Source organism: Parvimonas sp. C2 (assembly GCF_035282405.1).
GTDB lineage: Bacteria > Bacillota > Clostridia > Tissierellales > Peptoniphilaceae > Parvimonas.
Genome location: NZ_JAYKBP010000007.1, coordinates 1 through 12,160 on the forward strand (window position 1 = coordinate 1; position 12,160 = coordinate 12,160).

Consider the following 12,160-nt stretch of genomic DNA (forward strand, 5'->3'; position numbering starts at 1 on the left):
TGCTGGTGTAGCTCAATTGGTAGAGCAACTGACTTGTAATCAGTAGGTTAGGGGTTCAAGTCCTCCCACCAGCTCCAATCTACATTTTGTAGATTATATGGAGGAGTTCCCGAGTGGCCAAAGGGGACGGACTGTAAATCCGTTAGCTACGCTTTCAGTGGTTCGAATCCACTCTCCTCCACCAATTGAATTTTTGTTAAGACCATAAAGTTTGAGTTTATATGCGGGTGTAGCTCAGTGGTAGAGCCCCAGCCTTCCAAGCTGGTTGCGAGGGTTCGATTCCCTTCACCCGCTCCATTTTGCACCTATAGCTCAGCTGGATAGAGCAACGGACTTCTAATCCGTGTGCCAGAGGTTCGAATCCTCTTAGGTGCGCCAACCTTTGGGGTATAGCCAAGTCGGTAAGGCACTAGACTTTGACTCTAGCATTTCGCAGGTTCGAGTCCTGCTACCCCAGCCAATTTTATGATTCATTAGCTCAGTTGGTAGAGCACCTGACTTTTAATCAGGGTGTCCGGGGTTCGAATCCCCGATGGATCACCATTTATGGAGAGGTATCGAAGTGGTCATAACGAGGCGGTCTTGAAAACCGTTTGGGTTCACGCCCACGTGGGTTCGAATCCCACCCTCTCCGCCACAATGGAGAAATACTCAAGTGGCTGAAGAGGCTCCCCTGCTAAGGGAGTAGATCCTTCACGGGATGCGAGGGTTCAAATCCCTCTTTCTCCGCCAATAATTTGGGCCTTTAGCTCAGTTGGTTAGAGCGCCCGGCTCATAACCGGTAGGTCCCGGGTTCAAGTCCCTGAAGGCCCACCAAATTATCTGAAGATATTTCTATTTTAGAAATATCTCTTATTTTATAGAGTTGAAAAGATTGGTATTGTAGGGGTATAGTTCAACGGTAGAATGTCGGTCTCCAAAACCGCTGATGAGGGTTCGATTCCTTCTACCCCTGCCATTTACATAACATTAAAAAACATTATATTAAATACGCCCAGATAGTGAAAAGTCGGTATAAGGAAGTGGCAAAAACAACGAAGTTGTTTTTAGGGAATACCTTAGTCTAGTGCGAAGCACGAGAGAATGAGCTATCGCATAGCAAAAAAATCATAATATTAAATATGCCCAGATAGCTCAGTCGGTAGAGCAGAGGACTGAAAATCCTCGTGTCGGTGGTTCGATTCCGCCTCTGGGCACCAGATCTGTAATTCGAGAAGTCTGTTACGGATTGCTATTATTTCCTGCTAATGCAGGATTTTTTTTGCTCATTTTTAGATTTTTTTAAATTTTTAAGTTCCAGATAGCGATAGTCGGTATAAGAGAGTAACCAAAATATCGAGATGAAATCGAAGATGTTTTGAGTTAATATCTTAGTCTAGTGCGAAGCACGAGAGAATGAGCTATCGCATAGTAAAAAAAATCATAATATTAAATGTGCCCAGATAGCTCAGTCGGTAGAGCAGAGGACTGAAAATCCTCGTGTCGGTGGTTCGATTCCGCCTCTGGGCACCAGATCTGTAATTCGAGAAATCTGTTACGGGTTGCTATTATTTTCCTGCTGAGGCAGGATTTTTTTTGTAAATTTTTAGGTAAGTTATAGATTGAGGGTATAATAACTTTATAAAAAAGGAGGTATAAAAATGGGATTAAGCGAAAAGATTATTGAATTATTAAAAAATTCAGAAGCTCTTAAAGGTGGAGAAATCGCTGAAAAATTAGGAGTTGAAAAAGCTGAGGTAGATAAAGTTTTAAAGAAATTAAAGGCAGAAGAAAAAGTTATTTCACCAAAGAGATGTTATTATTCTGTTGAAAAGTAAGCTGTTGAACAATTCAACAGCTTTTTATATTTCTCTATCTTGTAGTTTTAGATTTTTTCTAAATTCAGTAGGTAACATTTTTTGATATTTTAAGAAATTACGATTAAATGTTTTAACAGTGTTATATCCAACTTCAAATGCAATATCAGTTATTTGCATATCTGTTTTTAATAATAATTTTGTGGATTTGTTAATTCGTACAAAATTTAAAAAATTTTTAAAATTTTTCTCTACATAATATATGAATAGTCTATTAAGTTCTATTAAAGATATTGAAAAGTCTTTACAAATTCGTCCTATATCTATGTCATCACTTGAATTTTTTACTACATAGTTTAATATTCTGTAAAATTTTCTTATATTTTCTATTTGGCAAATTTGTGAAACTTTTTGAAAGGTTTGTCTGTATTTATTAGGGTTTTGTCCCGTTCTTGCTGTAAATACTTTTGATAGATGAGAACGATCCGAAAAACCTGTTATTTCTGCAATTTCTTCTATATCTAAATCTGTATATAGGAGCATATCCATTGTCTTTCCAACTCTCATTTCATTTATTAAGGTATTAAAAGAAAGGCCGGTTGTTTCTTTCACATATCTATTTATTGTCGATTCACTTAAGAAAAATAATTTTGAAATTGAGGAAATTGTAAGTTTTTTGCTTAAATGTGCATGTATATATCTAAAAATATTGATTTTATCAAATTTATCATCAACCTTTTTTATTTTTTTGGTATCTTCATCTTGCATTCTCCTATATGTTATAATCAGATCAATTATTTTATTTAGAACATAAGCTGAAGAAATGGGATTTTCATTTTTGTTATACAAGGTTGAATCTTCGCCCAACTCATCTCTTAGCAGGTCAAAAACATTAGAAAAATATTTGAATTGTTCGTCGGTACATTGGATTACGGGATTATCATAAAATGAATTTATTAAACTTAAGTTTTCAGCATCTACATTGTAAAATGATTTTATTATTTTATTTGCACTGTCAAAATTGTATTTTAGAATAAAATATTGTATAGTCTTTGAAACTTCAACAACTTCAGTATATTCCCAAGGTAATATACAGACTAAAGTTCTGTCTTTTATTTCATATATACTATTTTGTATTCTTATTTTTGCATTACCTTTTTTTATCAGTAAAAATCTCGCAGACTGATGAAAAAGACCTTTTGTCGGAGATGTTATTATTTCTCTATCAATACTATACATACTTTCTTCATTTATAAATGAATTAGCTTTGTTTTGAATTTCAATTTCTTTTTGTTTACTCATAAATACCTCTAATATAAATTATTTTCTATATGTGCTATTAGTATAAATCATAATCAAATTTATGTAAAGATTAAAAAGCAAAAAATGTCTTTTTGGATGAAATTTTATAAAATAATTTCAACAATATATTTTTTGTATTTTATAATGTTGTTTTTATAATTGAAATAAATTTATAACGGACTATTTATATTTATATTAGAGTAAAAATAAATCATAAATTGTCATCTTGTTAGATTGTTTTTCTGTGTTTAAACGTAATAATATTACTTAAGAGTATTTTTTATAAAACTTGACTTTTTTTAAAAAAATATATTACAATAAAGATGTATTAATAATAAAGTAGAATAATATATTTTGGAGGTAAGTTATGAAAAAATTTTTTGTTGTGTTTTTAGCTTTGGTAGTTGTTTTATTAACAGCATGTAAATCAAGCAATAAAAATGTTGATAGATTTGTTGATAAGGTTTTTTCCGGAGATAAAGGAGGAAGTATTGTTATCTCAATTGATAAAGACAGCAAAGAAGCAAAAATGATTTTTAGTGGAGCAACTGTAATTAAACCAAATACAGATCCAAGCAAGGTAGATAAGGACAAAGTAAAGAAAGAAAATGCTCGAGAGTTCAAAAATCCTAGAATTGTAAAAAAACTTGGAGGAGAATATTTAGAAGCTGACGATTTTGAATATAAGTTAAAAATAATAGATGATAATACTATTGAGGATGTTGAAGATAAAAATGTATATAAAGGTGCACCGACAAAATAAATAGAAAGTAATACAAATTTTTTTATAGTAAATGTCCTTAGCTTTTTATAGAATATAGTATAATAATAGTATGTGATATATCACATACTATTATTTTTTAAAAAGGAGAAATGTTATGAGCAAGAATTTAAGAGGAAGAAATTTCCTAACATTATTAGATTTTACAAGTGATGAAATTCGTTATCTTTTAGATCTTTCAAGAAATTTTAAAGATTTAAAGAGAAGCGGAACTCCACATCGTTATTTAGAAGGAAAAAATATAGTATTATTATTTGAAAAAACTTCAACAAGAACTCGTTGTTCTTTCGAAGTTGCTGGAATGGACTTAGGTATGGGAGTTACTTACTTAGATCCAGGTTCTTCACAAATGGGTAAAAAGGAATCTATTGAAGATACTGCAAGAGTTTTAGGAAGAATGTATGATGGTATTGAATACAGAGGATTTAGCCAAGAATTAGTTGAAACTTTAGGAAAATATGCAGGTGTTCCAGTATGGAATGGTTTAACTGATAAATTCCATCCAACTCAAATGTTAGCTGACCTTTTAACTATTGAAGAAAAATTCGGATATTTAAAGGGATTAAACTTTGTATACATGGGAGATGCAAGAAATAATATGGGTAATTCACTTATGATAGCTTGTGCTAAAATGGGTGTAAACTTTACAGCTTGTGCTCCAAAAGAATTATGGCCTGAAGAAGAACTGAGAGAAAAAGCTTTAGAAATTGCTAAGGCTACTCATTGTACAGTAAGATTCGAAGAAGATGTTAAAAAAGGAACTACAAATGCTGATATAATCTACACAGACATTTGGGTATCAATGGGTGAACCAGACGAAGTTTGGGCTGAAAGAATTAAATTATTAAAACCATACCAAGTAAACAGAGAAGTTATGGCAAACGCTAAAGAAACTGCTATCTTTATGCACTGCTTACCTTCATTCCACGATCAAAAAACTGTTATCGGTAGACAAATTTTTGAAAAATTTGGTATTCCTGAAATGGAAGTTACTGATGAAGTTATTGAAGGACCACAATCAGTTGTATTTGATGAAGCTGAAAATAGAATGCATACTATAAAAGCAGTTATGTATTCTACTTTATGGTAAGAGGTACAAATGGGAAAGAGAATAGTTGTAGCTTTGGGGGGTAATGCTTTAGGCAATACCCCTTTAGAGCAATTAGAGAAAGTAAAAATAGCTGCCGATATAATTTCTGATTTAGTTAAAGATGGAAATGATGTTATAATCGGACATGGAAATGGTCCTCAAGTAGGAATGATTAATTTGGCCATGGATTATTCCGCAAATGGAAAGGAAAAAACACCTTTAATGCCACTTGTTGAATGTGGAGCTATGAGTCAAGGATATATAGGTTATCATTTACAACAGGCTTTAGGTCAAGCTTTTAAAGAAAAAGGAATTAATAAAACAGCTGTTTCAGTTGTAACTCAAGTTGAAGTTGCAGAAGATGATAAAGCTTTTGAACATCCAACTAAACCTGTTGGAATGTTCTATACTAAAGAAAAGGCAGATGAACTTGCAAAAGAAAAAGGATTCACTTTTGTTGAAGATTCAGGAAGAGGATACAGAAAAGTTGTTCCTTCACCAAAGCCATTAAATATTGTTGAAATTGATGCTGTTAAGAAAATGGTTGATGCTGGACTTGTAGTTATAACTGTAGGTGGTGGTGGAATACCTGTTGTTAAGAAAAATGGTAAATTAGTAGGAATTGATGCTGTAATAGATAAGGATAAGTCAAGTGCAAAACTTGCATCAGATTTAGACGCGGATTTCCTTTTAATTTTAACTGCTGTTGATAAAGTTTGTATTAATTTCAATAAACCTGATCAAAAAGAATTAGATGAAATTAATGTTGAACAAGCTAATAAATATATTGCTGATGGGCAATTTGGAAAAGGAAGTATGCTTCCTAAAGTTGAAGCTTGTTTGGAATTTGTAAATGGAGCAGATAATAGATGTGCTATCATTACTTTGCTTGAAAAAGCTTCAGATGCTGTAAAAGGTCTTACAGGAACTAAAATAGTTAAGTAGGAGGGCATTTTGGATAATATTTCAAATAAAACAAGTTTTTTAGCAAAAATTGCACTTTTTATTGTAGCTATTTTATGGGGAACTTCACTTACAGTAGTTAAAAGTGCTGCTGATGTATTTAAACCTAATTTTCTTTTAGGAATCAGATTTACTGTTGCTGGAATTATTCTTGCAATTATTTTTAATAAAAAATTATTTAAAGCAAGAAAAGATGAACTAATATCTGGGGCAATTATAGGAGTATTTTTATTTGTTGCTTATTCTAGTCAAACACTTGGTGTTACTTTTACAACTCCTGGTCGTAGTGGATTTTTATCAGCTTCTTATTGTGTAATTGTACCATTCTTATATTGGATTACTAACAAGGTTAGACCTGATAAATTTAATGTATCTGCTGCTATATTTTGTATCATAGGAATATTTTTTATTGCTATGGCTGGAGAGAGTGGTTCTATTTTTAATTCTAGTTTGACTGCAATTTATGGAGACGCTTTAGCTCTTTTGAGTGGATTTTTATTTGCTTCTCATATCGTTATGGTAACTAAGCTAGGAATCGGAAAAGATCCTTTTGTTCTTACAATAATGCAATTTTTAGTTGCGGGTGTACTATCTTGGATAACTACTTTTGCTTTTGAAAATAATGCAGGAATGCAAATTACATTAAGACCTGTTCTTGAAGTTTTATATCTTTCTGTAATGTGTACTGCAGTTGCGTTATTATTACAAAATTTAGGACAAAAATATACTGATCCAAGTAGTGCTGCTATAATTTTGGGATGTGAATCTATTTTTGGAGTGGCATTACCTGTTGCTCTTGGAATTGAAAGTTTAACAGTTAAATCTGTAATAGGCTTTATTTTAATTTTTATAGCTATAATAATTTCAGAAACAAAATTATCTTTCATTTTTAAAAAGAAGGATAAGAAAATTGAAAGTAAAATTTAGAAGTCTTAGGACTTCTTTTTTATTGAAATTTTAATATTTTGTGTTAGTATTTTTTGTTTAATATTGACTTTTATGCTTTTATATGCTAGTATAAATTTATATTTTGGAGGGGCGTTATGCCCTTTTGTTATATAGGAGGTCAATATGGATATTGATAAAATTATTAAAGAACGCCATTCTGTAAGAGCTTATATTGAAAAAAACATAGAGCAAAATATTATTGATGAAATTAACAAAGATATAGAAGAATATAATGCCATTGGAGATTTGAATATCCAATTTATCACAAATGAACCTAATGCCTTTGGAAAAAGTTTTTTGGCAGATTTTGGAAAGTTTAAAAATGCAAGTAACTATATTGCATTGATTGGAAGAAAATGTGATAAATTAGATGAAAAGATAGGATACTTCGGAGAAAAATTAGTTATAAAAGCACAAAGTTTAGGACTTAATACCTGTTGGGTAGGAGGAACATATAGCAAGAAAAATACCAAATATGATATAAAAAAAGATGAAAAACTTGTCTGTGTTATAGCTATAGGATATGGTGAAAATAACGGGAAGGAAAGAAAACTTAAAGATATTTCCTCTGTCGCAAGTAGTGATGTTGAAATGCCAGATTGGTTTCTAAAAGGTGTTGAATTTGCTTTATATGCTCCAACTGCATTAAATCAACAAAGATATAAAATTACTTTGAAAGATAATAAGGTTGAGATAGTTTCTAAGCTTGGATTTTATACAAAGGTTGACTTAGGAATAATTAAGTGTCATTTTGAGTTGGGTGCAGGTAAGGAACATTATAGCTTTAAGTATTAGGAGAAAATATGATAAATATTAATGTATTATTGATTCTAAATTGTATAATTTATGTTCATAATTTTGAAAAAGATGATGTGCAAGAAAAAATAGTAGGTAAAAACATCTATGAAATATTTGATTTTATTAGGAATAAAAAAGATTCTTCAGGATTTTATCCTGCAGAAATAAATGAGGAAGAATTTTCAGTTATTCTAAATACAATTGAACATAATAAACAAATTTACGAAAAAATAAAAATAGTTGATGTAGATAATTCAATCTATGGAAATGCTTCCGGAACAGATAGAGTTGTAAATGCAACTTTTCTGTTTGAAGACGACTTGATTATAATCTATAAAGGAACTGCAGGGGATTTTGAATGGAAGGACAATGTAGAAGGAACTTATAATATAACAGATACTAAACAACAAAGAATAGCTTTGAAATATTTTGATGAAATGGTTAAAAAATTTAAAAATGTAAAAAATATATATGTTTCAGGGCATTCTAAAGGTGGAAATAAAGCTCAATATATTGGAGTTTTAAGGGGAAATATGTCTAAGTTAAAAAAGGTGTATTCTTTTGATGGACAAGGCTTCAACGATAATTTCTTAAAAAAATATAATAAAGAAATTGAGTTAAATAAATACAAAATTTTTAATATTTGTAATGAATATGATTATGTGAATATTTTAATGCATTCTGTATCTAACAAGATTTTTATAAAGTCTATTACCAATGTGGGAAATGAGAATAATAGATATTCTAAAATAATTCATAGATTAGGTGGGGTACATTCTCCTTATTCAATGTTTAAAAACGAAAATGGAATTTTAACTTTAAATGATGTTGTTGAACAAAGTGAACTTATGAAAAATTTTGAAAATCTATTTGAATACTATAATGCTAATATGGAAGAAGAAGATAATAAATTTATGTATTATAGAATGTCCTTGTTGATGATGGACTCTGGGAAAGAGGTTTTTGGGGAGGAATGTCCTACTCCTCCTAAGGGATATTTTAAAAGATTTGCAAAACTTACAAGAGATTTTACAAAAAACGAAAGTGGTCTAAGCTATTCTCAGATAATAAGGCTTTTTAAACCAGTATTTTCAGATATAGGCTCAATAATTTTAAGAGGAAGAATTTCAAAGTAATAATTTAAAAATATATTATTTTAATTTGATTAAAAACTTCTCTTTTAGAGTAGTTTTTATTTTTTACTAATACTTTATTTTTGTAAAATTTTTTTGTGAAATTAATTATAAAAATGTTGACTTTTGTATATATAAATGTTAGAATATTTAGGTACATTTAATAATGTATAGTTATGTGCATTTTTAAAAAAGATATTTAAGGAGGTGAAGAAATGCCAACTATTAACCAGTTAATTAAACAAGGAAGACAAAAAGCTGTAACTAAATCTAAAGCACCAGCATTAAGTTTCAATTTTAATACTCTTAAAAAGAGAAGTACTGCTAGTGAATCACCACAAAAAAGAGGTGTATGTACAGCTGTAAGAACTGTAACTCCTAAGAAACCTAACTCAGCGTTACGTAAGGTTGCCAGAGTTAGATTAACAAATGGAATGGAAGTCGCAGCTTATATTCCAGGTATAGGTCATAACCTTCAAGAACACAGCGTTGTGCTTATTAGAGGGGGAAGAGTAAAGGACCTTCCAGGGGTTAGATATCATATAGTTAGAGGTACATTAGATACTGCAGGGGTAGCTAACAGAAAACAAGGAAGATCTAAATACGGAGCTAAAAGACCTAAATAATTAAACTGATGTGGCAGAAATGTTTTATTAATTAGAGTTTAACTTTATAATACATACATTTGTGTGCTTATCAGCAAGAAAATCGCTGAGTACCAGTGATACTACTAATATAGTAAGGAGGGAAGAAAGGTGCCAAGAAAAGGACATGTTCCAAAGAGAGAGGTAATGCCAGATCCAATTTACGGAGATGTGGTTGTTACTAAACTTATAAACAACATTATGCTTGACGGTAAAAAAGGAATTGCTCAAGCTATCGTTTACGGTGCATTTGAAATCGTAAGAGAAAAAACTGGCGAAGAACCAACTGAAGTTTTCAGAAAAGCTTTAGAAAACATAATGCCTGTTTTAGAAATAAAAGCAAGACGTATAGGTGGGGCAACATACCAAGTGCCTATTCAAGTTAGACCTGAAAGAAGACAAACTTTAGGTTTAAGATGGTTAGTAACTTACTCTAGAAATAGAGGAGAAAAAACTATGAAAGAAAGACTTGCAAAAGAAATTTTAGATGCCGTTAATAACACTGGAGCAAGTGTTAAGAAGAGAGAAGACACTCATAAGATGGCTGAAGCTAACAAGGCTTTTGCTCATTACGGATTCTAATATAGGAATTTTATTTAAAAGGAAAGGGGAAATGCTATTGTGGCAAGACAATATTCACTTGAAAATACAAGAAATATTGGTATAATGGCGCATATCGATGCTGGTAAAACAACAGTAACAGAAAGAATGCTTTATTATACAGGAAAGATCCACAAAATAGGTGATACTCATGAAGGTGCTGCACAAATGGACTGGATGGAGCAAGAAAAAGAAAGAGGTATCACTATTTGTTCGGCTGCTACAACTTGTGTATGGAATGATACAAGAATTAACATCATTGACACTCCAGGACACGTTGACTTTACTGTAGAAGTTGAAAGATCTTTAAGAGTTCTTGACGGCTCAGTTGCACTTTTTGATGCAAAGAGCGGTGTAGAACCACAATCAGAAACTGTTTGGAGACAAGCAGATAAATATGGCGTACCACGTATTTGCTTTATAAATAAAATGGATGCTACTGGAGCTAATTACTATGACTCTATCGAAACAATTAAGGATAAGTTAAAAGCTAATCCAGTTCCTGTTCAAATTCCTATCGGAGCTGAATCAGAATTCGTTGGAGTAATTGACTTAGTTTCAATGCATGCCATTATTTATAAAAACGACTTAGGTACAGATATAGAAGAAACTGATATTCCAGATGCTTATAAAGATAAAGCAGAAGAATATCGTCAAAACTTATTGGAAGCATTAGCTGAAACAGATGAGTTTATTATGGAAAAATATTTAGAAGGAGAAGCTATTTCACCATCTGAATTAAGAGAAGCAATAAGAAGAGCTACTATTAATCTATCAATAAACCCAGTACTTTGTGGTTCAGCTTATAAGAACAAAGGGGTTCAACCTTTATTAAATGCTATCGTGGCTTATATGCCATCTCCATTAGACATACCTGCTATTGAAGGTGTGGGTGATGATGAACAACCAGTAGAAAGACATGCTTCAGATGAAGAACCTTTCTCAGCATTAGCATTTAAAATCGTAGCTGACCCATTTGTTGGAAAGCTTGCATATTTCAGAGTATATTCAGGAACTTTAGAAGCAGGTTCTTATGTATATAACTCAACAAAGGGCAAAAAAGAAAGAATTGGTAGAATTCTTATGATGCATGCTAACAAAAGAGAAGAAGTTGAAAGTGTATCAGCAGGAGACATTGCAGCAGCAGTTGGTCTAAAAGATACTACAACTGGAGATACTCTTTGTGATATGAATAGTCATGTAATCCTTGAAAAGATGGAATTCCCAGAACCAGTTATTTCTGTTGCTATCGAACCAAAAACAAAAGCATCTCAAGAAAAAATGAGTATAGCTTTACACAAATTAGCAGAAGAAGATCCTACTTTTAGAACTTATACTGACGAAGAAACTGGCCAAACAATTATTTCAGGTATGGGTGAATTACACTTAGAAATCATTGTTGACAGACTTTTAAGAGAGTTCAAAGTAGAAGCTAATATAGGTAATCCACAAGTTTCTTACAGAGAATCAATTTCTCAAGGTGCAGAAGCTGAAGGAAAATACATCAGACAATCTGGTGGTAGTGGACAATATGGACACTGTAAAATTAAAATTGAACCTCAAGAAGCTGGTAAAGGCTTTGAGTTTGTAAATAATATCGTGGGGGGAGCTATTCCAAAAGAATATATCGGACCTGTTCAAAAAGGTATTGAAGAAGCAACTCAAGCGGGTGTACTTGCAGGATATCCTGTTTTAGATGTTAAAGTTACTTTGTATGATGGTTCATACCATGAAGTTGACTCATCTGAAATGGCATTCAAAATTGCTGGTTCAATGGCATTTAGACAAGCAGTTTCAAAAGCTGCACCAGTTCTATTAGAACCAATGATGAAAGTTGAGATAACAACTCCGGATGAATATTTAGGAGATGTTATGGGAGATGTTTCATCAAGAAGAGGTAGAATTCAAGGAATGAATCCTAAAAATGGAGTTCATGTACTTGATGCATATATACCTTTAGCTGAAATGTTTGGGTATGCAACAGACTTAAGAAGTAATACTCAAGGTCGTGCAACATATTCAATGCAATTCGATCATTATGAAAAAGTGCCTCAAGCAATTTCTGAAAAAGTAATTGGCGAGAGAGCAAAAAAATAGATTAGGAG

11 protein-coding genes and 12 tRNA genes are annotated in these 12,160 nt (G+C 31.8%); 22 read left to right on the forward strand and 1 reads right to left on the reverse strand.

Annotated elements, in window-relative coordinates:
- The first annotated feature begins 1 nt into the window (after position 1).
- The 13 genes from VJI95_RS07500 (at position 2) to VJI95_RS07560 (ending at position 1,817) form a co-directional block, all read left to right on the forward strand.
- Positions 2-77 (forward strand) — tRNA-Thr (locus VJI95_RS07500).
- 22 nt (positions 78-99) lie between these two features.
- Positions 100-184 (forward strand) — tRNA-Tyr (locus tag VJI95_RS07505).
- Positions 185-223: 39 nt separating this feature from the next.
- Positions 224-297, forward strand: a tRNA-Gly gene (locus tag VJI95_RS07510).
- Between the two features lie 4 nt (positions 298-301).
- Positions 302-378, forward strand: a tRNA-Arg gene (locus VJI95_RS07515).
- A gap of 5 nt (positions 379-383) precedes the next feature.
- Positions 384-460, forward strand: a tRNA-Gln gene (locus tag VJI95_RS07520).
- A gap of 7 nt (positions 461-467) precedes the next feature.
- Positions 468-543, forward strand: a tRNA-Lys gene (locus VJI95_RS07525).
- A gap of 5 nt (positions 544-548) precedes the next feature.
- Positions 549-637: transfer RNA gene (locus VJI95_RS07530), tRNA-Ser, on the forward strand.
- Between the two features lie 4 nt (positions 638-641).
- Positions 642-732 (forward strand) — tRNA-Ser (locus VJI95_RS07535).
- A 7-nt stretch (positions 733-739) separates the two neighbouring features.
- A tRNA-Ile gene (locus VJI95_RS07540) sits at positions 740-816 on the forward strand.
- 68 nt (positions 817-884) lie between these two features.
- Positions 885-958, forward strand: a tRNA-Trp gene (locus VJI95_RS07545).
- A gap of 165 nt (positions 959-1,123) precedes the next feature.
- Positions 1,124-1,199 (forward strand) — tRNA-Phe (locus VJI95_RS07550).
- A 237-nt stretch (positions 1,200-1,436) separates the two neighbouring features.
- Positions 1,437-1,512, forward strand: a tRNA-Phe gene (locus VJI95_RS07555).
- Positions 1,513-1,640: 128 nt separating this feature from the next.
- The gene (locus VJI95_RS07560; RefSeq protein WP_324000270.1) at positions 1,641-1,817 is read left to right on the forward strand and encodes an HTH domain-containing protein; all 177 of its coding nucleotides are present in this window, start codon (positions 1,641-1,643) and stop codon (positions 1,815-1,817) included.
- A 24-nt stretch (positions 1,818-1,841) separates the two neighbouring features.
- Here the strand turns inward: VJI95_RS07560 and VJI95_RS07565 are convergent, their stop codons facing one another.
- Positions 1,842-3,098: a helix-turn-helix domain-containing protein gene (locus VJI95_RS07565; RefSeq protein WP_324000269.1), complete on the reverse strand. Its 1,257-nt coding sequence runs from the start codon at positions 3,096-3,098 to the stop codon at positions 1,842-1,844.
- A gap of 367 nt (positions 3,099-3,465) precedes the next feature.
- On the opposite strand from VJI95_RS07565, the gene VJI95_RS07570 reads away from it, so the two are divergent.
- From VJI95_RS07570 to fusA, 9 genes are all read left to right on the forward strand, one after another.
- Positions 3,466-3,861 (forward strand): hypothetical protein, encoded by a 396-nt coding sequence (locus tag VJI95_RS07570; protein ID WP_324000268.1) that lies wholly within the window; start codon positions 3,466-3,468, stop codon positions 3,859-3,861.
- Positions 3,862-3,976: 115 nt separating this feature from the next.
- Positions 3,977-4,969: an ornithine carbamoyltransferase gene (argF, locus tag VJI95_RS07575; RefSeq protein WP_324010989.1), complete on the forward strand. Its 993-nt coding sequence runs from the start codon at positions 3,977-3,979 to the stop codon at positions 4,967-4,969.
- A gap of 9 nt (positions 4,970-4,978) precedes the next feature.
- Entirely contained in the window at positions 4,979-5,914 is a 936-nt protein-coding gene (arcC, locus tag VJI95_RS07580) for a carbamate kinase (protein WP_324010991.1), read from the forward strand.
- 9 nt (positions 5,915-5,923) lie between these two features.
- On the forward strand, positions 5,924-6,859 hold the full coding sequence (locus VJI95_RS07585) for a DMT family transporter (RefSeq protein ID WP_324010993.1): 936 nt from the start codon (positions 5,924-5,926) through the stop codon (positions 6,857-6,859).
- A 144-nt stretch (positions 6,860-7,003) separates the two neighbouring features.
- The gene (locus VJI95_RS07590) at positions 7,004-7,675 is read left to right on the forward strand and encodes a nitroreductase family protein (RefSeq protein WP_324010994.1); all 672 of its coding nucleotides are present in this window, start codon (positions 7,004-7,006) and stop codon (positions 7,673-7,675) included.
- Between the two features lie 8 nt (positions 7,676-7,683).
- Entirely contained in the window at positions 7,684-8,814 is a 1,131-nt protein-coding gene (locus tag VJI95_RS07595; protein ID WP_324010997.1) for an Mbeg1-like protein, read from the forward strand.
- A 212-nt stretch (positions 8,815-9,026) separates the two neighbouring features.
- Positions 9,027-9,437, forward strand: coding sequence for a 30S ribosomal protein S12 (gene rpsL, locus VJI95_RS07600; RefSeq protein WP_324000262.1), 411 nt, complete (start codon positions 9,027-9,029; stop codon positions 9,435-9,437).
- Between the two features lie 129 nt (positions 9,438-9,566).
- Positions 9,567-10,037 carry a 30S ribosomal protein S7 gene (gene rpsG / locus VJI95_RS07605; RefSeq protein WP_324000261.1) on the forward strand — a complete coding sequence of 157 codons (471 nt, stop codon included), beginning with the start codon at positions 9,567-9,569 and terminating at the stop codon, positions 10,035-10,037.
- A 39-nt stretch (positions 10,038-10,076) separates the two neighbouring features.
- Positions 10,077-12,152, forward strand: coding sequence for an elongation factor G (fusA, locus tag VJI95_RS07610; protein ID WP_324000260.1), 2,076 nt, complete (start codon positions 10,077-10,079; stop codon positions 12,150-12,152).
- The last annotated feature ends 8 nt before the right edge of the window (positions 12,153-12,160 follow it).

Coding starts and splice junctions, on each gene's coding strand:
- VJI95_RS07565 (WP_324000269.1), bottom strand. CDS start 3,098: ATGAGTAAACAAAAAGAAATTGAAATTCAAAACAAAGCTAATTCATTT.
- rpsL (WP_324000262.1), top strand. CDS start 9,027: ATGCCAACTATTAACCAGTTAATTAAACAAGGAAGACAAAAAGCTGTA.
- arcC (WP_324010991.1), top strand. CDS start 4,979: ATGGGAAAGAGAATAGTTGTAGCTTTGGGGGGTAATGCTTTAGGCAAT.
- argF (WP_324010989.1), top strand. CDS start 3,977: ATGAGCAAGAATTTAAGAGGAAGAAATTTCCTAACATTATTAGATTTT.
- VJI95_RS07595 (WP_324010997.1), top strand. CDS start 7,684: ATGATAAATATTAATGTATTATTGATTCTAAATTGTATAATTTATGTT.
- VJI95_RS07590 (WP_324010994.1), top strand. CDS start 7,004: ATGGATATTGATAAAATTATTAAAGAACGCCATTCTGTAAGAGCTTAT.
- VJI95_RS07570 (WP_324000268.1), top strand. CDS start 3,466: ATGAAAAAATTTTTTGTTGTGTTTTTAGCTTTGGTAGTTGTTTTATTA.
- VJI95_RS07560 (WP_324000270.1), top strand. CDS start 1,641: ATGGGATTAAGCGAAAAGATTATTGAATTATTAAAAAATTCAGAAGCT.